At 46.6% G+C, this 23,918-nt stretch carries 23 protein-coding genes; 15 read left to right on the forward strand and 8 right to left on the reverse strand.

Annotated elements, in window-relative coordinates; all coding sequences use genetic code 11:
- Window positions 1-55 precede the first annotated feature (55 nt).
- Window positions 56-328: a DUF4242 domain-containing protein gene (locus GO003_RS03930; RefSeq protein WP_159659212.1), complete on the reverse strand. Its 273-nt coding sequence runs from the start codon at window positions 326-328 to the stop codon at window positions 56-58.
- Window positions 329-379: 51 nt separating this feature from the next.
- The gene (locus tag GO003_RS03935; RefSeq protein ID WP_159659211.1) at window positions 380-976 is read right to left on the reverse strand and encodes a TetR/AcrR family transcriptional regulator; all 597 of its coding nucleotides are present in this window, start codon (window positions 974-976) and stop codon (window positions 380-382) included.
- Window positions 977-1,100: 124 nt separating this feature from the next.
- Here GO003_RS03935 and GO003_RS03940 point away from each other — a divergent pair, with 124 nt between their 5' ends.
- Entirely contained in the window at window positions 1,101-1,370 is a 270-nt protein-coding gene (locus GO003_RS03940; protein WP_159659210.1) for a hypothetical protein, read from the forward strand.
- Window positions 1,371-1,402: 32 nt separating this feature from the next.
- Here GO003_RS03940 and GO003_RS03945 read toward each other — a convergent pair whose 3' ends face one another.
- Entirely contained in the window at window positions 1,403-2,080 is a 678-nt protein-coding gene (locus GO003_RS03945; protein ID WP_159659209.1) for a YggS family pyridoxal phosphate-dependent enzyme, read from the reverse strand.
- A gap of 118 nt (window positions 2,081-2,198) precedes the next feature.
- Here GO003_RS03945 and GO003_RS03950 point away from each other — a divergent pair, with 118 nt between their 5' ends.
- Entirely contained in the window at window positions 2,199-3,236 is a 1,038-nt protein-coding gene (locus GO003_RS03950) for a type IV pilus twitching motility protein PilT (RefSeq protein ID WP_159659208.1), read from the forward strand.
- A 10-nt stretch (window positions 3,237-3,246) separates the two neighbouring features.
- Window positions 3,247-4,371 (forward strand): PilT/PilU family type 4a pilus ATPase, encoded by a 1,125-nt coding sequence (locus GO003_RS03955; RefSeq protein ID WP_159659207.1) that lies wholly within the window; start codon window positions 3,247-3,249, stop codon window positions 4,369-4,371.
- A 282-nt stretch (window positions 4,372-4,653) separates the two neighbouring features.
- On the opposite strand, the gene djlA is transcribed toward GO003_RS03955, so the two are convergent.
- On the reverse strand, window positions 4,654-5,466 hold the full coding sequence (gene djlA, locus GO003_RS03960; protein WP_159659206.1) for a co-chaperone DjlA: 813 nt from the start codon (window positions 5,464-5,466) through the stop codon (window positions 4,654-4,656).
- Between the two features lie 69 nt (window positions 5,467-5,535).
- Between djlA and GO003_RS03965 the strand changes: the two genes are divergently transcribed.
- A complete protein-coding gene (locus GO003_RS03965) occupies window positions 5,536-6,429 on the forward strand; it encodes a phosphoribosylaminoimidazolesuccinocarboxamide synthase (protein ID WP_159659205.1) in 894 nt (297 codons plus the stop codon).
- A gap of 21 nt (window positions 6,430-6,450) precedes the next feature.
- Here the strand turns inward: GO003_RS03965 and radC are convergent, their stop codons facing one another.
- Entirely contained in the window at window positions 6,451-7,125 is a 675-nt protein-coding gene (radC, locus tag GO003_RS03970) for a RadC family protein (RefSeq protein WP_159659204.1), read from the reverse strand.
- Between the two features lie 271 nt (window positions 7,126-7,396).
- Between radC and coaBC the strand changes: the two genes are divergently transcribed.
- From coaBC to argB, 4 genes are read left to right on the forward strand one after another with little or no spacing between them, the layout of a single operon-like run.
- Complete coding sequence (coaBC, locus tag GO003_RS03975; protein WP_407942110.1) at window positions 7,397-8,605, forward strand: bifunctional phosphopantothenoylcysteine decarboxylase/phosphopantothenate--cysteine ligase CoaBC; 1,209 nt, start codon at window positions 7,397-7,399, stop codon at window positions 8,603-8,605.
- Complete coding sequence (gene dut / locus GO003_RS03980) at window positions 8,586-9,041, forward strand: dUTP diphosphatase (RefSeq protein ID WP_159659203.1); 456 nt, start codon at window positions 8,586-8,588, stop codon at window positions 9,039-9,041. The genes coaBC and dut overlap by 20 nt, the downstream gene beginning before the upstream one ends.
- Before the next feature lie 18 nt (window positions 9,042-9,059).
- On the forward strand, window positions 9,060-11,567 hold the full coding sequence (locus GO003_RS03985; RefSeq protein WP_159659202.1) for a phosphomannomutase/phosphoglucomutase: 2,508 nt from the start codon (window positions 9,060-9,062) through the stop codon (window positions 11,565-11,567).
- Between the two features lie 19 nt (window positions 11,568-11,586).
- Window positions 11,587-12,483, forward strand: coding sequence for an acetylglutamate kinase (argB, locus tag GO003_RS03990; protein WP_159659201.1), 897 nt, complete (start codon window positions 11,587-11,589; stop codon window positions 12,481-12,483).
- On the opposite strand, the gene GO003_RS03995 is transcribed toward argB, so the two are convergent.
- The 3 genes from GO003_RS03995 to proC form a co-directional block, all read right to left on the reverse strand.
- Window positions 12,460-13,431, reverse strand: coding sequence for a DUF4124 domain-containing protein (locus tag GO003_RS03995; protein ID WP_159659200.1), 972 nt, complete (start codon window positions 13,429-13,431; stop codon window positions 12,460-12,462). The genes argB and GO003_RS03995 overlap by 24 nt on opposite strands.
- A gap of 336 nt (window positions 13,432-13,767) precedes the next feature.
- The gene (locus tag GO003_RS04000) at window positions 13,768-14,343 is read right to left on the reverse strand and encodes a YggT family protein (RefSeq protein WP_159659199.1); all 576 of its coding nucleotides are present in this window, start codon (window positions 14,341-14,343) and stop codon (window positions 13,768-13,770) included.
- Entirely contained in the window at window positions 14,343-15,167 is an 825-nt protein-coding gene (proC, locus tag GO003_RS04005; RefSeq protein ID WP_159659198.1) for a pyrroline-5-carboxylate reductase, read from the reverse strand. The genes GO003_RS04000 and proC overlap by 1 nt, the downstream gene beginning before the upstream one ends.
- 90 nt (window positions 15,168-15,257) lie before the next feature.
- Between proC and GO003_RS04010 the strand changes: the two genes are divergently transcribed.
- The 7 genes from GO003_RS04010 to GO003_RS04040 all read left to right on the forward strand — a co-directional run bounded on the left by GO003_RS04010 (window position 15,258) and on the right by GO003_RS04040 (window position 23,908).
- Window positions 15,258-16,250, forward strand: a complete 993-nt coding sequence (locus GO003_RS04010) for an SPL family radical SAM protein (protein ID WP_159659197.1) — start codon at window positions 15,258-15,260, stop codon at window positions 16,248-16,250.
- Window positions 16,238-16,963 carry an SDR family oxidoreductase gene (locus tag GO003_RS04015; protein WP_159659196.1) on the forward strand — a complete coding sequence of 242 codons (726 nt, stop codon included), beginning with the start codon at window positions 16,238-16,240 and terminating at the stop codon, window positions 16,961-16,963. Before GO003_RS04010 ends, GO003_RS04015 begins: the two co-directional genes overlap by 13 nt.
- Before the next feature lie 229 nt (window positions 16,964-17,192).
- Window positions 17,193-17,702 (forward strand): disulfide bond formation protein B, encoded by a 510-nt coding sequence (locus tag GO003_RS04020; protein ID WP_159659195.1) that lies wholly within the window; start codon window positions 17,193-17,195, stop codon window positions 17,700-17,702.
- Window positions 17,703-17,713: 11 nt separating this feature from the next.
- Window positions 17,714-18,520, forward strand: a complete 807-nt coding sequence (locus tag GO003_RS04025) for a class I SAM-dependent methyltransferase (protein ID WP_159659194.1) — start codon at window positions 17,714-17,716, stop codon at window positions 18,518-18,520.
- 657 nt (window positions 18,521-19,177) lie between these two features.
- Window positions 19,178-21,403 (forward strand): primosomal protein N', encoded by a 2,226-nt coding sequence (locus GO003_RS04030; RefSeq protein WP_159659193.1) that lies wholly within the window; start codon window positions 19,178-19,180, stop codon window positions 21,401-21,403.
- 142 nt (window positions 21,404-21,545) lie between these two features.
- Window positions 21,546-23,306: an arginine--tRNA ligase gene (argS, locus tag GO003_RS04035; RefSeq protein WP_159659192.1), complete on the forward strand. Its 1,761-nt coding sequence runs from the start codon at window positions 21,546-21,548 to the stop codon at window positions 23,304-23,306.
- Window positions 23,306-23,908, forward strand: coding sequence for an SPOR domain-containing protein (locus tag GO003_RS04040; RefSeq protein WP_159659191.1), 603 nt, complete (start codon window positions 23,306-23,308; stop codon window positions 23,906-23,908). Before argS ends, GO003_RS04040 begins: the two co-directional genes overlap by 1 nt.
- Window positions 23,909-23,918: the final 10 nt, after the last annotated feature.

Genomic DNA, 23,918 nt, shown 5'->3' on the forward strand with positions numbered 1-23,918 from the left:
GTTTGGCATCCAGTAGTTGCTTAAACGTTGAAGGCTCCTCTCAGTGTTAACTGAATTATTCGCTGGTGGTGGGATCGATGATGGTTTTGATTTGGGAAATTCGGTTAACAGGAAATTCGCCCTGTTCAGCGTGCTCGCGGATGGCTGTTTCATCGGGCGCGATATAAATACAGTAAATTTTATTGTCCGTCACATAACTCTCAAGCCATTGGATATGCGGCCCCATGTTCTTGAGAACAGAGCATGATTTTTGAGAAATCTGTTGCAACTGTTCGACTGATAAAGCACCTGCATTGGGTATGTCTCTTTCGATGATGTATTTGGGCATGGTGTTGTCCTCATTTTAAATGACTGGTCGTCTTATTTTTGGTTAAAAAAATCAGGGCATAAATAAGTCGTTGAGTAAATTGTCTATGCAATATTTTAAAGGGCTGGATGATTTTTCAATTTTCATCCTCAGTAAAGCGCCTTGCCAGCTGTCAACCAGCAAGTTGGCCATCTCTTCCGCTGATTTATCAGCTCTGATGGTCCCTTGCTCTTGAGCCTGCTGCAGAGCTGTCCTTAAAAGATCACGGTAGCGTTTGACCGCAACCTGTAATGATGTCTGGCAGAGTGGACTGGTATCGCTGATTTCGCCCATTAAATTACCTAACAGACACCCGCCTTTAAATTCCGCTTTTTCAGCACCCTCAATGAGTTCGGCATAATAGCGTTTGAGCGCACCTAGCGCGTTTCCGTCATTGTTCTTCAAATGACCGGAAAGCTCCTGGATGAAAGGTTCGATATAATGCTGAATAACTTCAGCACCAAAGTTTTCCTTACTGCCGAAATAATTATAAAAGGATCCTTTCGGAATATTGACGGCGTCCAAAATCTCCTTCAATCCCGTACCGTGATAACCTTGAGCCATGAGCAAGGCAACGCCTTGGCTCAACAAGTTTTCACGATTGATCTGCTTTTGATTTTTTTCTGCCATGGACAAATAATACGACCGGTTGTCTCAATCTGTCAAACACTGATTTCATTTAACAAGAAAAATTGCCGGATAATAAAACTTACACTACTATCAGCAATCATTAATTTTCAGGAGATTGAAGAGCATGAACGATCAAAGTTTGGAGAAAGACGATGATGATAATGCTGAATCAGGCAAAGATATCCATCCTTTAGCTAAGTTAAGCGTCGTCGCCGTAGGGACAAAAATTGGCGCGACCGTTATTTTGAAAATGGCCAAATACCCTATTTTGCTGTTCGGCATGGGTATTGTCAGCGGCTATTACATCAACAAAAACAGAAAAGAGATTATTGCGGCTGTTGAGGACGTCAAACAATACACCGTGTCTATTGGTAAAAAAAAGGATGAGAATTGAACTTCAGTCGGGCTATAAACCGAACCTGCCTGTTAATTGCGCTCGCCGAACAACGCCGTTCCGATTCTCACGATGGTTGAGCCTTCTTTTATAGCCGCTTCCAAATCATCGCTCATGCCAAAAGAAAAGGTATCCAGCTGGGGTAAATTTAACGCCTTAACTGCTTCATAAAGTGCGCGATAGGGGAGACATTGACGAGCAAACTCAGTTTCCGGCGCGGGTATCGCCATCACGCCTCTGACGACAATATTCGGCAGGCTTAAGGCCTCATCAATAAACCCGGGAAGTTCCTGTAAATCAATGCCTGACTTGGTGTTTTCATGGCTGATGTTAACTTGCAGGCAAATATTTAAAGGCGGTAAATCAGACGGACGCTGCTCGCTCAAGCGGTGCGCGATTTTTAATCGATCAACGCTGTGCACCCAATGAAAATGACTGGCAATTTGTTTGGTTTTATTCGATTGAATCGGCCCGATAAAATGCCAGATTATATTGAAAGCGCTCAAGGCGTGTTGCTTTGCCAGTGCCTCCTGAAGATAGCTTTCGCCAAATTGCCGCTGTCCGGCTTTGTAAGCCTGTGCGATGGTGGATGCACTTTTGGTTTTACTGACGGCCAGCAGTTGCACGGCGCCCGGTAGCCTATGATATTTTGATTCGGCCGCGCTTATCCGGGATTTTATCTGACTTAATTGATCGGCAATCACTATCATTGTGGACTGGTTTTATGAAAGGGAGGGGTATTACACAATACCGCTTCAAAAAATCAAAGACTTAGTCTAGGCTTAAACCTGTTTAATTTTCAACACAAGGCTAGTTCCAGAGGATTTTATGGATATTGCTGAACTTTTGGCTTTTTCGGTTAAAAATAACGCATCGGATTTACATTTGTCGGCCGGGTTGCCGCCTATGATACGGGTTGATGGCGATATCAGGCGCATCAACATTCCCGCACTGGATCACAAGGAGGTCCACGCGCTCATTTATGACATCATGAATGATAAGCAGCGGCGGGATTATGAAGAATTTCTGGAAACCGATTTCTCTTTTGCATTACCGGGCGTCGCGCGTTTTCGTGTTAACGCGTTTAATCAGGACCGGGGCGCTGCCGCTGTATTCAGAACGATTCCCTCCAAAGTATTGTCTTTGGAAGATCTCAATGCCCCCAAATTCTTTGAAGAAGTGACCAAAAAGCCCAGAGGGCTGGTATTGGTTACGGGGCCGACAGGCTCCGGCAAATCGACAACGCTGGCGGCGATGATCAACCATATCAACACCAATGATTACGCCCATATCTTGACGGTAGAGGACCCTATCGAGTTTGTTCATGAAAGCCAGAAATGCTTGATTAACCAGCGGGAAGTTCATAGAGACACCCTTGGCTTTACGGAAGCCTTGCGTTCTGCCTTGCGGGAAGATCCGGATATTATTCTGGTAGGCGAAATGCGCGACCTTGAAACAATCCGGCTGGCACTGACTGCTGCGGAAACAGGCCACTTGGTTTTTGGCACATTACATACGACATCGGCGGCGAAAACCATTGACCGGATTATCGATGTTTTTCCTGCGGCAGAAAAGGACATGATCCGGTCTATGTTGTCTGAGTCCTTGCAGGCGGTCATCTCTCAAACACTGCTCAAAAAAGTGGGCGGCGGACGTATCGCTGCACATGAGATCATGGTCGGAACACCGGCAATCCGTAACCTGATTCGTGAAGCCAAAGTGGCTCAAATGTATTCAGCCATTCAGACCGGCAGGAAAGAAGGCATGCAAACCCTGGATCAAAATTTAAAAGAAATGGTCGACAAAGGACTGGTGACTGCGAAAGCTGCGATGTCTAAATCGGTCAACAAAGATATGTTCCGCTGAGGCAATCGACATGGATTTTAAGCCGTTACTGGAAATCATGGTTCAGCAAAAAGCGTCCGACTTGTTTATTACAACCGGTCGGCCGCCGACCATAAAAGTCGATGGCAAATTAATTGAGCTGTCAAAATCCAAATTGAATACCCAGCAAGCTGAAGCCATTGTCACCGGCATCATGAATCAGCGGCAAAAAGATGAATTTGAAAATACCAAGGAATGCCAGTTTGCGATCAGTTACACTGATTTAGGCCGCTTCAGGGTCAGCGCTTATACTCAGCGCGATACGCCGGGCATGGTATTAAGACGCATAGAAACGAATATTCCTGACGCCGAAGACTTGAATTTACCGCCGGTACTTAAAACATTGGTGATGAATAAACGGGGACTAGTTCTTTTTGTTGGCGGAACAGGCACCGGTAAATCAAGCTCCCTTGCGTCACTGATCAAATACCGCAATCAAAACACCTCGGGGCACATTATCACTATTGAAGATCCGCTTGAGTTCATGCACCCGCATCTTGGCTGCATTGTGACTCAGCGCGAGGTGGGCATGGATACCGAATCATATGAAGTCGCTTTAAAAAATACGCTGCGGCAGGCGCCGGATGTCATTTTGATCGGTGAGGTCAGAACCCGCGAAACCATGCAGCAGGCTATTACTTTTGCCGAAACAGGGCATCTGTGTTTAACCACTCTGCATGCGAACAATGCCAATCAGGCCATTGACCGAATTCTGCATTTTTTCCCCGATGAAATGCATGGGCAGTTATTTATGGACTTGTCTATGAATCTTCGCGGCATTGTTGCACAGCAATTGATTGCCCGCGCGGATGGCAAGGGCCGTTATCCTGCGATTGAAATACTGATCAACACACCGCTGGTATCCGACTATATCCGGAAAGGTGAAGTACACAAGCTTAAAGAGTTGATGAAAACATCGCGAGAGCAAGGGATGCAAACTTTCGACCAAGCCCTCTACGATCTGTATGTGGCAGGCAAGATCAGTTATGAAGATGCTCTCAATTCTGCAGATTCAAGAAATGAAGTAAGACTGATGATCAAGCTGGGAGCAGAAAGTCTGGCGGGTGGTTCAGAAATGAATTTACAAGAAGAAGATGATCTTAACCGGCTTTACTGATTCTGATAAATCAGCCGCGTATTTCCGGCAATTCCCAGTTTGATGACAAATAAGAGGCGGCAGCGTAAGCTTTGCGGGGATGTTGGCAGCAGGGATGCTGCCGTCAAGCCCCCATGGATGGGTCTACGGCGTTCCTCGCAAGGCTTACGCCGTCCCTCAAAGCCAGATTAAAAGTTCAAATTGGAAATTGCTGGCGTATTGCAACGTTTCGCCGCCTCTATCCTCCGCTATTTTTGTCTCATGTATTTTACTGTTGTCCGGATGGCATGGTTTACGAAAGCTTTATCGTCCTGATTTTCGAGTTTCAGTGATGGTTTCATAAGCTTTTCGGATACGCTGGGTTTTTTCTTTGGCCAAGGTCATCATTTCTTCAGGCAATCCTTTAGCAACGAGCTTATCCGGGTGATGCTGACTGATTAAGCGGCGATAGGCTTTTTTGATATCGCTGTCCGAAGCGTCAGAAGTCAAACCTAAAATGGCATAAGCATCACTGAGATTGTCTTGTTTTTTGACCGGATGCTGACTTTGCTGATGATGAGAATAAAACCGTTGCTGTGCATTGACTTGCAATTTGATGCGCTCGTATTCAAAACGAGAAATGCCCAACCGATGACAAATATGCAACAGAAGATGGTCCTCTATGGCATGCAATTGTCCGTCGGCCAACGCTGACTGTAATTGAATTTCCAAAAACATCCTGATCAAATTCGTGCGACGGTGGCATTCCCTGCGAAACTGATCCAGCACGTCATCCAAAGGAAAATCATTATTTTTCCCTTGCTGAAACAAATTAATCGCCGTCGTCCTCATGGCCTCTGATAAAGACAGTTGTGTCATGATTTGCTTGGCCATGTTGATTTCTGCTTCGGAAACCCGGCCATCGGCTTTGGCGATATGCCCCATGACAGAAAATGTGGCGGTAAAAAACGCCATTTGCACCCGATGCGCATCACCCGGCCCAAAGGATTCGTCAGTCACCGAGTGATCCATGCCAACATCGAATTGATGACCTAAAGAGGCACCTAGAATCGCACCCAGCGGGCCGCCCATCAGAAAGCCAAATGCACCGCCAAAGATTTTACCTAACCAACTCATGGATATGAAACTCAAGGAACAAAACGATGTTAGAATTATGCCATTAATTTTTATTTCAAGTGAGGCATTATGAGCGCGCCGTCGGTTCTATTCGAATCATCTCTATCAAATCTTAAGCTGCTCGCTCGCGGCAAGGTGCGTGATATTTACGATATTGATGACAAGCACATGCTGATTGTCACAACGGACCGCTTATCGGCTTTTGATGTGATACTCCCTGACCCTATCCCTGGTAAAGGTCTGGTGTTATCGCATGTGTCCAATTTTTGGTTCGAAAAAATGGCGCACGTCTTACCCAATCACCTGTCCGGCATGACTTTGGCCGAGGCGGTTCCTGATGCGGCCGAGAGAGAACAAATTGAAGGACGCGCCATTGTCGTCAAAAAACTGAAACCGTTACCGGTTGAAGCCATTGTCCGCGGCTACATCATAGGTTCAGGCTGGAAAGATTATCAGGCCTCCGGAGCTATTTGCGGCATTCAGTTACCGGAAGGACTGCAGCAGGCCCAGCAATTACCTGAGCCCATTTTTACACCCTCGTCAAAAGCTGCCGTGGGCGATCATGATGAAAATATTTCGTTTGCCCAAACCGTCGCGTTACTCGGCGGGGCAATGGCGGAGCAGGTTCGTAAGGCCAGTTTAACCCTATATCAAGAAGCGGCCGCTTATGCCCTAGAGAGAGGCATTATTATTGCCGATACCAAATTTGAGTTTGGCTTGGATGAGCAAGGCGCGCTGCATCTGATTGATGAGGTTTTAACGCCCGACTCTTCAAGGTTCTGGCCGGCCGATCAATACCGGGTAGGCATCAGCCCGCCCAGTTTTGACAAGCAATATGTACGGGATTATCTTGAAACGCTGGCATGGGATAAAAAACCTCCCGCACCTCATTTGCCCGAGGACGTGATTCAGCGGACTGCTGAAAAATATCATGAAGCTGAGGCTCAGTTGACGCGCGCTTGATGTTAGATTTTTTTCTGGGATTTACAGCAATCCGTGCTCGGCAAATGAATAAGGCTGGCCGTCACCGACAATAAAATGATCCAGCAGGCGGATATCAAACAGCGACAAGGCTTGCTTGAGTTTGTCGGTGATTTGTTTATCAGCCTGACTCGGTTCGTTAATTCCGGACGGATGGTTATGCGCAAAAATCACTGCGGCCGCATTATGATGCAACGTTCGCTTGACGACTTCCCGGGGATAAACGGCCGCGCTGTCAATCGTGCCCCGGAACAATTCTTCAAACTTGATCACCCGGTGTTGGTTATCTAGAAATAAACAGGCAAAAACTTCATAGCTGTATCCTCTTAATTGGGCGCTAAGGTAAGCCCGAGTGATCTCCGGACTGGTCAAGGCGTCACCTCGCTGAAGGATCTCGTGAAAATGGCGTCGGGCCATTTCCAGGACGGCTTGCATTTGTGCATATTTTGCCGGACCCAGCCCATTACTTTGACAAAAGCGCTGCTGACTGGCGTCTAACAACGTGCGTAGCGAGCCGAATTCGATCAGCAAGGTGCGAGCCAGATCAACAGCGGTTTGACCGGGCGTGCCTGTACGCAGAAAAATTGCCAGTAACTCAGCATCGGTCAAAGAACCGGCGCCTTTTTGCAGTAACTTTTCTCTTGGCCGCTCATCTGCAGGCCAGTCCTTGATTGTCATGGAGCCACTCCATCAGACCTAAAATTTAAGGATAGGAGAAATTAGCTATACTTGCCATAATGACCAGTTGGTTTTTTGACGGTGAAAAGGGGTTAATTGAAAACGCGTAGCGGCTCACCCGCTCCCATTTCATTGGGTGTAGGTGCTTGATTTCAAAGGACGCATGAAACCGTCCCTGTTGCAGAAGCTTTTTCAATCAATCATCTACACCCTCAATTCCAAACGGACGGGTAGTAACGAAAACTCTTTGATATTTAAAAGTTGAGCGAAAATTATTAGCAAGCATATTTTACTCGCCGTATCAGGCGGCATTGCGGCCTATAAAGCTGCGGAACTGGTCCGGTTGTTACGGAAACAGGCCTTTGACGTGCGTGTCGTTATGACTAAGTCCGCTCAAGCATTTATCAGCCCGCTTACTTTTCAAGCCTTATCAGGCCATCCTGTCGGCACTCAATTGCTGGATGAAAACCAGGAACATGTAATGGGGCATATCAATCTGGCACGTTGGGCGGACAGTGTGCTCGTTGCCCCTGCTACGGCCAATTGCATTGCCAAATTCAGCCATGGCTTGTCTGATGACTTGGTATCAACCCTTGTTTTAGCCGCGACTTGCCCTGTCTTTGTTGCGCCGGCAATGAATCAGGCGATGTGGAACAAAGCCGTGACTCAAGAGAATGTGACGCGTCTTAACCGGGATGGCTTCAGATTCATTGGCCCGGCGACCGGTGAACAAGCCTGCGGGGAAATCGGATACGGCCGCATGGCCGAGCCGCCCGTCATCTGCGAGACGCTTTCACAGTTTTTCAGCCGCGAAGAAGGCGAACTATCGGGTAAAAAAGTGTTGATCAGCGCGGGTCCGACTCGCGAGCCTATTGATCCGGTCCGATTCATCACCAATCGAAGCTCAGGCAAAATGGGCTTTGCACTTGCAGAGGCCGCGATCGAAGCCGGCGCAATCGTTACATTGGTCAGCGGCCCTGTTGCTTTAGCGCCGCCTCTCAATTGCCGGATCATTAATGTCGAATCTGCTGCACAAATGCATGAGGCCGTTATTGCCGTAGCGCCCGGCAGCGATGTTTATATAGGTGCAGCCGCAGTGGCTGATTACAGCCCGAATGCTAATCAGCCGGAAAAAATTAAAAAAAACGAAACCACGCTGATTCTTGAGTTATTCAAGACCCGGGATATTCTTGCCGACGTGGCTGCATTCCAAGAACAAAGGCCTTTTACCGTCGGATTTGCCGCCGAGACACACGATCTGGAGCGGTATGCAAAGGATAAATTAGCGAAAAAAAATCTTGATATGATTGCGGCAAATTGGGTGGGCAAAGACCAGGGCGGTTTTGATAGAGATCAAAATGCGCTGCAGGTCTACTGGAAGGGAGGGGAAAAACACTTGGAAATGACGGATAAATCCCAGCTGGCCAGACAATTAATAAAGTTAATCGCAGAGAAAATGAATGAAAAAAATACAACTTAAAGTTCTGGATGACCGGCTAGGCAAGCAAATTCCATTACCGGATTATGCCACTTCAGGATCGGCAGGATTCGATTTAAGAGCGTGTCTTACGGAACCGCTTACCTTAAATCCTGGTGAAACAAGCCTTATTCCTACCGGCATCGCCATTCATATTGAGGATAAACAACTGGCGGCAATGATTTTACCGAGGTCTGGACTAGGCCATAAACATGGCATCGTATTGGGTAATTTGGTCGGACTGATTGATTCAGATTATCAAGGTCAAATTTATGTGTCTTGCTGGAACCGGGGACAAACCATTTTTAAAATAGAAATCGGCGAGAGAATAGCGCAGATGATATTTGTTCCCGTGGTACAAGCTGAATTTGAGTGCGTTGAATCGTTTGATCAAAGTATGCGCGGCACCGGCGGATTTGGTCATACAGGAAGAGAATAATTACTCGGGAGCACATTGATGGAACGCATCTTTTTGACATTATCGGCAATCGCAGTGATTTTGGTCATATTGGCCGGCGGAGGCGTATTTTGGACTACATCCGTTTTTATCAATCAGGCAAAAGAAGCTTCTTCCGCTTCTATTGCCACCGGCGCTGCGTTTGGTATATCTGCGCAAATTGACCAGTTGAACAGCGTGCTTATCAAGATGGCACAAGATCCTGATGTGATCAGCGCAATCGACAGCAAAAATCCGGACCTGGTCCATGCGGTTGAAAACAGACTGACCAATTTACTGCCAAGCGCTCTGGCTATCAGGCTGTTAAGACCTGGCGTTGATGAATTGGACGCCAGCCGAATTCCCCATATGGGTTTTGCTGACCTTGACATGGTCAGAGAGACCATTAATGCCCGGCAAATGCCCACCATTCAAGGTGATGCGGGACCTAATCGGCATCTGGCCTTGACCGCAAAAGTGGTTAACGACGGACGCGTCATCGGTATTATTCTGGCCAGTTTGAGCTATGACTTTTTGAATGAGAGCTTAAAGGTTGCGCCCATCAAAGATCAGTTAATTTTATTAAAACAAGCGGACTTTGAACTGGCGAGTACGGGCGATAAATCTCTAAAAGGTAACGCAGACAAAAACACCGTTAACGTTGCCAATACCGCCTGGATGATAGAAGTTTGGTATGAAGGCGGCGCGTCAATGGGCGAAGCCGGACTGATTTTTGGTATCGTGATTGCCTGCTGCTTGCTCGTTTTATTGGCATTTTTTGTCAGTTACAGAAAAACGTCGGAAATGCTTTCGCATGACCAAAGTAGCGTACTGTTGGCTGTTAAAGATTTGATGACGGGTAATGCTCATGGCAATTACCCTGTTTATCTGACGGAAATGAGCATCATCATTTCAACGCTGGTTCAATTTAAACGGGTTATGGATCACCATGATGAACCTTTGGTGCAAGATGACAATTTGGATATTGATGGTTTTTTTGAGCAGTCCAGCTTTGCCATTGAAGAAATCTCATTTGATGATGTGAGCGAGCCTGAAATAGAGAAACTGGCAACAAAACCTAAAGAAAAAACCATAGCAATGTCCCACGAATTTTCCATTCCACAGACTGTTGCGCCTGCGCCTGTTAAACGCGGCGTACCGGATGAAATTTTCCGGGCCTATGACATACGTGGGATTGTTGACAAGACACTGACTAAAAGCATCGTTTATGACCTTGGCCGGGCGCTGGGAACAGAAATAAGAAATAACGACTGTAAAACCGCCGTTATAGCAAGAGACGGGCGTAACTCCAGCCCTGTATTTGCCGAAGAGCTAGCCAAAGGTCTTGCCTCTACCGGCTGTGATGTCCTTGATTTGGGCATGGCTCCTACACCTCTTTTATATTTTGTGGTTCAGCATACCGAAGGTCGCTCAGGCGTGATGGTCACCGGCAGTCACAATCCAGCGGACTATAATGGCTTGAAAATGGTCATTAAGGGTGACACCTTGGCCGCAGAGCGAATTCAGGACTTGAAGAAACGCATGGAAGAGGAAGATTACAAGACGGATACTCGCGGGGAAATTGACCAAAACAGCATGTTTGTCTCTGAATATATCGGCATTATTTCAGAAGATATTAATTTGGAAAGAGCCTTAAAGGTTGTACTAGATTGCGGCAACGGCGTCGCCGGTGACATCGGCCCGGTTCTACTGAAAACGTTGGGCTGTGAAGTTATAGAGTTATTTTGTGATATTGACGGTAACTTTCCCAATCATCATCCGGATCCCAGCAAACCTGAAAACCTGCGTGACCTGATTAAAGCGGTAAAAAAGCATGAGGCTGATTTGGGTATTGCCTTCGATGGAGACGGCGACCGTCTGGGTATCGTCGATTCGGATGGCAATATCATTTGGCCGGACCGGCAAATGATGGTTTTTGCAAAAGATGTTCTATCCAAAAAACCGGGCTCTGAAATCATCTTCGATGTCAAATGTTCGAAGCATTTGGCAGATCAGATTGTAAAATACGGCGGCCGCCCACTGATGTGGAAAACTGGACATTCTTTTATGAAAGCCAAGCTTAAAGAAACAGGCGCCAAGCTGGCAGGAGAAATGAGCGGACATATCTTCTTTAACGACCGCTGGTTCGGCTTTGACGATGCCTTGTATTCCGCGGCCAGAATGCTGGAGATTATCGCTGCTGATAAGCGTTCCAGCGCCCAAATTTTTGCTGAATTTCCCAACAGTATCAACACACCGGAATTAATGGTCCACATGGTTGAAGGCGAAAATATCAACTTCATGAATGCGCTTATTGCCAAAGCCGATTTAAAAGGCTGCAAGATCACGCAAGTGGATGGTTTCAGAGCTGATTTTACTGACGGCTGGGGATTGGTTAGAGCATCCAATACCACGCCTTCACTGATTTTGAGGTTTGAGGCAGACTCTCAGCATGCTTTAAAGCGTATTCAAAATGAATTCAAAATGCTGATGACCCGGATTAAACCCGATATAGTATTGCCTTTTTAAGTTAGCACTCGCAAAAAATATGAAATCAAAGACAGCACATCAAATCGCCCACGTATTAATCGAGGCTCTGCCTTATATCAGACGTTTTAAAGACAAAACCATTGTTGTCAAATTCGGTGGTAATGCCATGATCGATGACGAATTGAAAAACAGTTTTGCCCGGGATATTGTCTTAATGAAGCTGGTGGGCTTAAATCCCATTGTTGTTCACGGAGGCGGCCCTCAAATCGGTGATTTGCTTAAACGCCTGGGTAAAACCAGCGAATTTGTCGACGGCATGCGCGTCACAGACAGCGAGACCATGGATGTGGTCGAAATGGTTCTGGGCGGTTTGGTCAATAAAGAAATTGTGAATCTAATCAATCGTCACGGTGGTAAAGCGATTGGCCTGACTGGAAAAGATGGCGATTTTATTCATGCAAAAAAAATCACGATGAAAAAATTAACGCCTGAGGTTTTAGAGCCCGAGATTATCGATTTAGGCCATGTAGGAGAAGTTAGCAGCATCGATCCTTCCGTTTTATCCATGCTTAACGGCAGTGATTTTATCCCGGTTATTGCACCGATTGGTGTCGGAGACGACGGTTTCTCTTATAACATTAATGCCGATCTGGTTGCCGGCAAGGTGGCTGAAGTATTACAAGCAGAAAAGCTGATATTGCTTACCAATACCGCCGGTATTTTGGACAAGGAGGGCAATCTGCTGACCGGACTGTCACTCAATGATGTTAACGACCTGATTGCAGACGGCACAATTTCAGCCGGTATGATCCCAAAAACGCGATGTGCAACTGACGCGTTAAAAGGAGGCGTTTCCAGCGTTCATATCATTGACGGCAGGGTGGAACATGCGGTTTTACTGGAACTGCTTACCGACCAGGGCGTAGGGACTTTACTGGTCGGTCATTCTCGATAAAGCATCGTTGATATAAGGCCTGAAAGCCGATCTTATTTCGTTGACTCTCCCACTGTTACACAGCTCTTTTCCTAGCGAAGAATCGCGGCAGCGTATATCAAGAAACAGCTGGTATTCGGACTCGTTAACTGCGATTTTGGATAGCGACAAACTTAAATCAGTGTCCTTGGACGGCTGACGGCTCATTATGAGTTTATCGCTATCAATATCCGCACCGGTTGTCGAATGGAAGTGCACGAAGTTGCGGCCGATTTCCCAGGCCTTGTTACATTGATGATCATTTTCACAATAAAACAAACCCAATTCGTTTGCGTCTTTTATGCTTGCAGTAAGATTGGTTTTGGGCTGATTTTCAGTGCGCAATTGCGTCAGAAACAGATACCGCTCGATGTCAGCATTATCGGCTTTTTTCATCTGGCTCTGCTTTTCTATCAGTCTATTGATAGAAATTTGGGTTTCCTGAATTTGCTGTTGAGTTGACGCGATATCTTTTAACAATTCATTTGGCACTTTTTGAGCGTTACGCTCAAAGGCAGCTGCCTTTTTTTGCTGACCATCCAGTTGAAATTGAAGCCGGTTAAGATTGCTATCGGTTGCTTTTATCTGTGATTCCATAGATTCGGTTTTGCCCTTGATCATCAGCAATAAGTCATCAATGCTTCTAAACGTGCTGATTAGAACGCGGTCATAAGATTTTTGTTTTTCTATGATTTTTTCCTGGGCGCTTCTCAATTCCTGCAACCGTTTGTCCAGTTCCTGCTCTTCTTTTGTTTTGGCTTTGTCCGTGGTTTCCAGTACACGCCCTTTCTTGCTGAGAGTATCACGCCGGAATTTTGAATGTTCGGGAGGGATCTGATCAGAAAAAAAGACATTCCCCTGATCATCTTCCCAGCGATACATTTTTTTTGCATAGGCGGGCACATTGCAAAGCGCAATTAAAATGATCACTACAATAAACCTTGATTGGGCCGAATTGTAAGGCATAGATAGTTAAGCGCGATTCAAATTGTTAGGCATAAAGAACAGCAGCATAATTTTTATGTGTGACTTGAACTAGTCACTTTGTTATAAATTACCCATTACTGGCCGGGTAAACTTTTTTAGTAACTTCTCGCCTGCTTTGTATTGAGGGTGCTGGTGATTAATTTCAAAGGATGCGTAAATAAGTCCCTGTTGCAGAAGCCTTTTCAATGAACCTCCTGCACCCGATAAAATTGAAGGGGTGAGCAGATATCTTTTTAATTGTTTGCGATTGTAGAAGAAAATTTACTTCCCTGTATACATTTATCCAATTAACCCTGCCAATTGGTGAAGCGGCGGCAGCAGCACCATTTTAGCCAGTTGCAGTAAAATGAGGGCCGCTAATGGTGTTAAATCAACGCCGCCAAAATTCGGTATGAAACTGCGGCACAATCTGAGTAATGGCTCGCTAAGGCTGTAAAGTAATGAAGATGCAGCGTCAAAAGCCCCTGGATTGAGCCAGCTCAACAGGGCTCGTGCAAATATCGCAAAAATAAAAATATTTAAAAGCAGCGAAATCACTTGTGTAAAAGAGAGGATCAACAAAGCAGCAAAGCCTATTGACACGCCTTTTAACAAAAGAATGGAAAAATCGGCCGTCATTTGTAAAACCATCACCAAAACCAGCGAGGATGTGTCAATTTTTCCCACTGATGGAATGAACCGGCGCAATAATTTGATGGGAGGATGGGTCGCTTTTACCAAAAACTGAGAGATGGGATTGTAAAAGTCGGCGTTACTCCATTGCAGGAGAAAACGTAGCATGACCGCTAAAATGTACAGCGAAAATAACGTGTCAATCAAAAATATTGCCGGATTTGACATATAAGAAGTATCCATCAGCATTCTCCCAGTTGTTTGGACATTTCAATTGAACGGTCTTTGGCCGCTTTTATCGCTTTTTCAACAAGACTCGAAAAACCGGCGTGCTCGAAAGTTTCTATCGCCGCCTGCGTCGTGCCGCCGGGTGAGGTGACCCGTTTGCGTAATTGCTCAGGCGATTCGCTAGCCTCCAGCGCAATTTTTGCAGCGCCTAAAGCAGTTTGCTGGACCAGCAACCTGGCCGTTTGTTCATCCATACCCAGTTCCAATGCCGTTTTTTCCATCGCTTCCATCAACAGAAAAAAGTAGGCCGGCCCACTGCCCGAAATTGCGGTAACTGTATCGAGCTGACTTTCTTCATCAAACCATAAAGAAACACCCACAGAACGCATTATATTTTCTGCCAGGTCACGCTGCTCAGCACTGACATTGGCATTGGCATGCAAGCCTGTTGCTCCGGTTAATACCAATGCGGGTGTATTGGGCATACAGCGGACAATCGCTACTTTTTCTCCCAGCCAATGACTCAAGGATCGTTGCGGTATTCCTGCCGCGATAGAAACGACGAGTTGTTGCGGGTTCAAATAAGGCGCAATGGCCTGTGATACTTCTTTGATAACTTGTGGCTTAACCGCCAGGACAATAATTTCAACTTTTTCGATAAGCCCTCTGCTACTGTCGGCTGTGTTAATCTGATGTCCGGCCGCCAAAGCATCGGCCGCCTGATGGTTGACATCATGAACCCAGAGATCGCCGGAAGAATGGCCGCTGGCTATGAGGCCAGCAATAAGACTGGAGGCCATGTTGCCACCACCGATAAAACCAATTTTTTTCGTTTTCATAGTAAGACGGTTTAATAATGAGTTAATGGTATTCTACCCTATATAAGGTTGATGCGATAAATCACAAGCCCTCTCCTTTTTTTCCTTACCATGATTGACACTATTTATATTGAAGAAAGTATCGCAAACCATCCCAGGGTTGATGAAATCTGCGCGCGATTTCCTAATGCGCGCAAAATCGGCTGTCAGCGTTATGGGGAAGTGTTTAATCCCCGCGCTCAAAATTTCCGGCTGCAAAAACTGAAACCAGCACTGATCCTGGCGGAAAAGTATCAGCGATTTGTGCTTGAGGCACCCGGCGGCTATGGGATAGGCGCTCAAAAAAACTATTATTTTTCCCATATGCTCAATTGCCTGTACGACTGCCGGTATTGCTTTTTACAAGGCATGTACCAGTCGGCACACTTCGTGTTATTCGTAAACTATGAAGACTATCAACAGGAAATTTTGCGTATCAGCCAAAGCGCTGGCAATGAAATGACGCATTTTTTTTCAGGTTACGATTGCGACAGTTTGGCCTTGGAGCCGGTCACCGGTTTTGCCGAATCGTTTTTACCGGTATTTGAAACATTGCCTAATGCCTGGCTGGAGTTAAGAACCAAGAGCACCCAGGTCAGAACATTGCTGGAGCGCAGGCCTCATCCTCGCTGTGTGGTCGCCTTCAGTCTGTCGCCTGACTCCGTCGCCAAGGCAATTGAGGACAAGGCACCTTCTCTGGACAGACGTTTGATTGCCTTATCCAAACTGCAGACAGCAGGATGGCCTATCGGTTTGCGATTTGATCCTTTGATTTACTATCGGGATTTTAAATCCGATTACCGGCAGTTTTTTGAACGGGTTTTTTCGATTATCGAATTAAATCAATTGCATTCGGTCAGTCTCGGTGTTTTCAGATTACCGGAACACTACTTCAAAAAGATGCACAAGCTCTATCCCGAGGAAAAATTATTTTCCGGACCGTTGATTAGCGCTGAAGGCAAGGTGTCTTATCCTGCCGATCTTGAGCTGGACATGATTGATTACTGCCGCGACGAGTTGCTCAAATTCATACCTGAGGAAAAATACTTTCCATGTCAGATTTAGCCAGAACCGTTTTGGTAACCGGCGCAAGTTCGGGAATAGGCCGCGCGATAGCCAGAAAACTACTCGACCAGGGACATACTGTCATCGGCGCATCGAGAGATTGCAAGCAATTCAACAAAGCGCTGCCTCATTTTTATCCCTTTGAAATGAATTTAAGTCATTTATCTTCTCTACCTCAGGCAGCTCAGTGCTTACTCAAAACTTACCCCGCCATTGACGCCGCAGTTTTTTGTGCAGGCATGGGGCAGTTTGGCTCGTTGGAGGAGTTTTCCTATGCTCAGATAGAGGCGTTGATGACCATCAATTTTACCAGCCAGGCTTTCCTGACGCGCGCTCTGCTGCCTCATTTCAAGCGCCGGTCAAAAAGCGATATCATATTCATCGGCTCGGAAGCGGGCTTGCGCGGCACACAAAAAGGCAGCATCTACTGCGCCAGTAAATTCGCAATACGCGGCTTTACTCAGGCGCTACGGGAAGAATGCTCAAAAAGTCATTTAAGAGTCGCATTGATTAATCCCGGAATGGTCAAAACGCCTTTTTTTGATGCGCTATCGTTTCAGCCGGGAACTGCTGAAGGTCAATTTATAAGACCTGAAGACGTTGCCGATGCGGTTTTATATGTATTGGCATCAAACACGGCTATCGTGATCGATGAAATCAATCTGAGCCCGCTTAATAAAGTGATCAGCTTTAAAAAGGAAACGAAAATTTAGGTCCATGTTAAAAATCGCTATCTCACTTATAAAGTGAAGCCAAAACCTTTTCTGGCAGCATGATTTACTCTTTGCGAAAATCAACTTAATGCAGGGCTTTTATCGGGAGGGTAAAATATCCCGTTAATTTGGCTGGGTTGTTCGCATGTCTTGAGGGCAATCAATCTGATAGACCTGATTTTCCGGGCCCTTCGTTGGGAATAAAAGCGTTTAAACTAGAGATCGAAAAATGTTAAATCTCATAAAAATGAAAGCCAGGATCTGGTTTTTGCTGGGTTTTGCCGGCTGTGTCCTTCTTATGTCCATGGGAGCCTACTTTCAGTTTGTCGGAGGCCTTGAGCCCTGCCCGCTGTGCATTTCCCAGCGCATAGGCATCATGTTAACGGGCCTGGTGTTTTTAATAGCAGGACTCCATAATCCGGAGGAAAAAGGCCGGAAAATCTATTCGATTTTAGGAACCCTGGTCGCTTTATCCGGCGGAGCAGTCTCGGTCAGGCACATTTGGATTCAGCATCTTCCACCCGATGAAGTACCCGAATGCGGCCCAGGCATAGAATACATGATGGAAAACTTCCCACTGGCTGAAGTCATCAAACAAATGCTGAGCGGCACAGGCGATTGCGCTAAAGTCGACTGGACCCTGCTGGGTTTCAGCATGCCGGCCTGGACATTAGTCGCGTTTTTAATGCTGGCCGGACTCAGCTTGTTGCAATTTTGGAATTCTAACGGTCAAAAATAAGGATAAAAGCTATGAAATTGATTTTAAATAAAGTGCCGGCATTGTTGCTGTTATTGATATGCAGCGCACAAGCCCAATCAGAAATAAACTTATCCCAAGCCATTGAGGGGACGCATCGTTCTGCTGAAAATAAAGCCCGTGACCGCTACCGGCATCCGGAAGAGACCCTCCGTTTTTTTGATGTTCAAAACACCATGACCGTCGTCGAGCTTTCCCCCGGAGCCGGATGGTATACCGAGATTTTGGCCCCTTATCTAAAAGACAAGGGCAAGCTTTATACCGCGCACTTTTCAGACACGTCAAAAGTACCTTACTTTATAAAAAGCCTGAACGACTTTAAATCCAAGTTATCGGGGAATCCAGAAATCTACGGAGCGGTACAATTAACTGTTCTGCAACCGCCGGAATTTACAAAAATTGCTCCCGAAGGCTCCTGCGACAGGGCGTTGACATTCCGTAACGTGCACAACTGGATGAAAGACGGCCAGGCCGAAGCGGTCTTCGCTGCAGCATACAAAGCCCTTAAACCCGGTGGTATTTTTGGGGTAGTAGAGCATCGCAGCTTACCTGATTCAACATTGGATCAGCAAATCACCTCCGGTTATGTCAGCGAAAACCAGGTCATCACCTTCGCTGAAAAGGCAGGATTTAAATTACTGGAAAAAGCTGAAATCAATGCCAACCCCAAAGACACCAAAGACCACCCTATGGGCGTCTGGACCTTGCCGCCCGCATTAAGGCTAGGTCAGCAAAACAGAGCGCATTATCTGGAGATCGGCGAGAGCGATCGCATGACTTTAAAATTCATTAAACCTTGAGAGATATACTTCGCGCGGTCATGTTTGCGGCTTTTATGGCAAGGCTATTTTGTTCGAGAGGAAGGCGCGAAAACAGGCGCATAAAAAGCTACGTAACTGTTTTCGCAAAGCTTCCGCTCCCTGCTCACGCCCCTTACCCACATCACATCCATGGAGGTAAGGCCGTTATCGGACAAAAGAGCGCGTCAGAAAACCGCAAATGTGGCCGAGCGAAGAATGACTACTTTCCCGCTTGGAATAGAGGGTTTAGGTGATTGATTGAAAAGCCTTCTGCAACAGGGATGTTGCAGTGAACTACAAGCACTTATACACGCGTCGTTTGAAATCCATCACCTACACACCCAATAAAATGGGAGGGGAGTGAGCAGATACCTTGAGAGAACTTAAAATTGAATATACGTAAAGAAAATTTTAATTTTGTGATGTAGCTCACAAAGTTATACACAATTAAAGATTGCTATTTAATGGGTTGAAAAATTTTTTTATAGCGCTTAATTAAATAGACCATTGATAAATAAGCTATCTATAAATAACCTAATATTCGAAAACTGTAAAAAATAATTTGCCTGACTACCCATCCACAGAGTTATCCACAGCCTGCGTCAATAATTATCTCAATGAACCCAGTCCAAACAATTACCGCAAGTCAAGAGGTGCATGTCTGACTTATACACTACTGAAGAGCCTATTTTCAAAATTGCTGTTTCAGTCCCTCTGTATCGCCTCTTTGATTACCGAGCGCCGGAAGACCTGGAATCTATTGACTTGAAGCCAGGCATCAGACTCGAGGTCCCGTTTGGAAAAGTGTTAAAAGTAGGAGTTCTGGTTGAAATCGTTTGGCACTCCGAAAGACCGGTAGAAAAACTCAAACGAATTGCCCGGATCATAGATGACGTTCCGCTATTGTCCAGCCTCGACTTACAGTTGCTGCAATGGGCCGGCAATTATTATCATCACCCCATCGGCGAGGTCATTGCGGCGGCTTTTCCTGTGGGATTAAGGAACGGTAAGCCTGCAAAATCAGGCCAGGAAAAGCGCTATGGCTTGACTGCAGCCGGCCGGAATCTGGAACCCTCTACTCTTAAACGCGCTCATAAACAACGTTTATTACTGGAAAAATTCCAGGCATCACCCAACAGTTTATCCGAGTCGGATTTGTCTGAATCTGAAGGTCACTGGCGCCTTTTATTGAAGAGTTTACTGGAAAAACAGCTGGTATTTATTGACGAAAACAGCGCGCCTGTTGACCGCTCTGCGTTACTTCAAACTCCGGAATTGCTGCCAAATCCAGCCCAACAATCGGCAATTGATACGATCAGAGATGCTTTGGGGGAATTCCGGGTGTTTTTGCTGGAAGGGGTGACCGGCAGCGGAAAGACCGAAGTGTACATGCAGATCATTCGATCAGTGCTTGAATCAGGCCGCCAGGTGCTGATTCTGCTTCCTGAAATCAGCTTGACACCGCAATTGGAACAACGTTTCAGACAACGCTTTGCCTGCCCGGTTGCCGTCACTCATTCGAAACTGACTAACCAGCAGCGTCAGACAGCCTGGTTATCCATGCAGACAGGCCGCGCCTCTATCCTGCTGGGTACGCGCTCGGCCTTACTGACACCGCTTAAATCACCCGGCTTGATCATTCTGGATGAAGAGCATGATGCCTCTTTCAAACAACAGGAGGGTTTTCGTTTTTCAGCGCGTGATATAGCTGTCATGCGAGCAAAACTTTTACATGTGCCAGTCGTATTGGGCTCGGCAACGCCTTCGCTGGAGAGTTTTTTCAATGTTGCTCAACAGCGTTATACGCTGCTGCATTTATCGCAAAGAGCCGGAGTCGCGGTTGCTCCTACCTGCCATCTGCTGGATATACGTAATAAAAAACTGAATGGAGGCCTGTCAGAGCCGCTGATCAATGAAATCAGTGCGACGCTGGCCAGACAGGAACAAGTGCTGATTTTTCTAAACCGCCGGGGCTTTGCTCCGACTTTAATTTGTCACGCGTGTGGCTGGGTTGCGCGATGTAAACGCTGTGAGGCAAACTTGGTCGTGCATCTGGATCAGCGCGTGTTGCGCTGTCACCATTGCGGTCATGAACAGCCGTTACACCATCAGTGTCCTGCCTGCAAAGCCGTCGATGTGATGCCTTTAGGCTTGGGAACTGAACGCGTGGAGCATGTCCTGCCTGATTTGTTTCCGGGCAAATCGATTATCCGGCTGGATAGGGACACGACACAGCGAAAAGGCGTTTGGGAACAGTATATTGACAGGATCAACCGGAATCAGGTCGATATCATTATCGGCACACAAATGCTCGCAAAAGGCCATCACTTCCCAAATGTCACGCTGGTCGTGTTGCTGGATGCGGATAGCGGCTTATTCAGTATTGATTTTCGAGCCACCGAGCGCCTGGCGCAATTGATAGTCCAGGTTGCCGGACGCGCAGGACGTGCAGAAAAACCGGGTAAAGTCATTTTGCAGACCCGACACCCCGAACATCCTCTCTTGCTTACTTTGCTGAACGAGCAATACGGTAATTTTGTCGCGGCAACCCTCAACGAACGCCGGGAGGCGGGTCTTCCCCCTTATAGTTTTCAGGCCATTTTAAGAGTCGAGTCCAATCAACCTGAGCAGGCAACACTGTTTTTTGAGTCAGTCGCCAAAATCATTCATCAAACGACAGATAAAAGCCTGCTAGTGCTGGGGCCGGTCCCTGCGCCGTTGGCGAGAAAGGCGGGACGCTACCGTTATCAATTATTATTTCAAAGCGTCCAGCGAAAACCTTTGCACCGGTTTTTGGACACTTTTTTGCCCGCACTGGAAAAGCTTGCCAGTGCCAGAAAAGTTCGCTGGTCAATTGATGTTGACCCGATTGACCTTTATTGAAAATGCGGGCATTAAACTCAGTCTGGCCAGTCAGCCTTATATCGATGATACCGGCAAGAGGGTTGCTGATGTTTGAATGGATAATCAACGGGCTTTAGTGGATAATAATTCGTTATTTTTGACTTAGAGCAACAAAGCCGTAATGAAACAAAAATTAGAGGCGCTGATACTCACTGCTGTTGATACGTTAAAAAATGAAGGCGTAATTGACGTGGGAATAACTCCCAAAATAACGATAGAAAACTCTCGAGATTTGCAACATGGGGATTTCGCAACCAATGTCGCCCTGGTTCTTGCAAAACCCGCCAAATCAAACCCCAAGGCATTAGCCGAAAAAATCGTTGCCGCTTTACCCAAAGATGAACTGGTGTCACGCATTGAAATAGCGGGGCCTGGATTTATCAATTTTTTCATTAATCCCGATGCCCAATTTCAAATTGTCAGTCAAATCCTGGATCAGGGCGCCAAGTTCGGACTGAGCCAGGCGGGTGCCGGGCAAAAAGTGCAAGTTGAGTTTGTCTCCGCCAATCCCACGGGTCCTTTACACGTCGGCCATGGACGTGGCGCCGCTTATGGATCGGTGGTCGCCGATTTGCTTGAAGCGGCGGGATTTACCGTTCACAGGGAATACTATGTGAATGATGCGGGAAGACAGATGGATATTCTGGCAACCAGCATCTGGTTGCGTTATCTGGCCGAATGCGGCGAAGTGGTGACCTTTCCGACAAACGGTTACCGGGGTGAATATGTGCGCGAAATCGCCTGGGATATTCACAAATCGGCGGGCAATGACTATCGCAGACCGGCTGAACTGATAGTAGAGGATATTCCTCCCGATGAACCCCAAGGCGGTGATAAGGAAACGCATATTGACGCCCTGATCGCCCGGGCTAAAACCTTGTTAGGCGCCAGCCTTTATCAGGATTTTTTCCAGATTGGGCTCAAAACCATATTGCAGGATATTCGCCAGGATTTGGCAGAATTTGGCGTGAATTATCAGGAATGGTTTTCCGAACGATCTTTGATGGAAAGCGGTGCGGTTGAAGAAGCTTTGGAACGTTTGCGGCAAGCCGGTTACCTTTACGAACAGGACGGAGCAACCTGGTTTGCGTCCAGCCGTTTAGGCGATGAAAAAGACCGTGTCGTGGTGCGTGATAATGGTCAGATGACATATTTTGCGTCCGACATTGCTTATCACATGAACAAACTGGATAGAGGTTACGATAGAATCGTCAACATCTGGGGCGCCGATCACCATGGTTACATACCCAGAGTTAAAGCATCAATTGAAGCTTTAGGCGCGGACGCGTCAAAATTGACGGTGTTGCTGGTTCAATTTGCCGTGCTGTACCGGGGTGAAGAAAAAGTACAAATGTCCACTCGCTCCGGTGAGTTTGTCACATTAAGACAGTTGCGTAACGAAGTCGGCCAGGATGCCGCCCGCTTTTTCTATGTCATGCGCCGCTCAGAACAGCATATGGATTTTGACCTTAAACTGGCCACATCCAAATCCAATGAAAACCCCGTTTACTATGTTCAATATGCCTACGCGCGGGTTTGCAGTGTGCTAAGGCAGCTGGATGAAAAAAACTGGGAGCGAGACATAACACTGGGCATGGACAATCTGAATTGTCTGCGGGAAGAGCACGAAACGGCGCTATTAACCACGCTGGCGCGATATCCTGAGGTACTGGAACGCTCGGCGCTGATGTACGAACCGCATCAGCTGATCCATTATTTGCGGGATTTGGCGACTGAATTCCATACTTACTACAATGCCCACCAATTTTTGGTTGAAGACCCGATTATTCGTAACGCCAGACTCAATTTAATCTGCGCTGTCAAGCAGGTGCTGTCAAATGGTTTGCTACTATTAAAAATTAATACGCCAGAGGCCATGTAATGTCCAGAGATTATAAAAACCGGGGACGGGGCAGCAGAGTCGTCAAAAAGCCTCCCTCTGCGATTGCCGGTTGGAAATGGGTGGCTATCGCTGGAATCATAGTCGCGTTTGGCGTTTTCTTATTTTCTCTTAAAGACAATAAAACGGATCAAGCCGCGGTACCACAACCGGTGCTTAACACTACAACGCCCAATATCCAGACGACACAAGCCAAACCGGCAGCCCAGAAACCAAAGCCGGTTGAAGAGAAAAAAGCCGAAGAGCCGCATTTTGATTTTTATACTATTTTGCCGGCAAAAGAGGTGGTTATCCCCGAATATGAAATCAAAACGCGGGTTAGAGAAGAACGCGTAGGCAAAGCAAAAGAGTCCAAATACACCTTACAGGCAGGATCTTTCCGGGATTTTGGCGATGCTGACCGGTTACGGGCTAAACTGGCTCTGATGGGACTGGTCGCCCGGGTTGAAAAAGCCAAAGTTGGCGATGTAATTTGGAACCGCGTAAAACTCGGTCCTTACGAACAAATGACCAGTGTCACAACCATCAAGGACCGTCTCAAGAAAAATGGCATTGATGCCATGGTAACAGAAGGCGGACGCTAGATTTGATGCT

The organism is Methylicorpusculum oleiharenae, assembly GCF_009828925.2.
In the GTDB taxonomy this organism is placed as follows: Bacteria; Pseudomonadota; Gammaproteobacteria; order Methylococcales; family Methylomonadaceae; genus Methylicorpusculum; species Methylicorpusculum oleiharenae.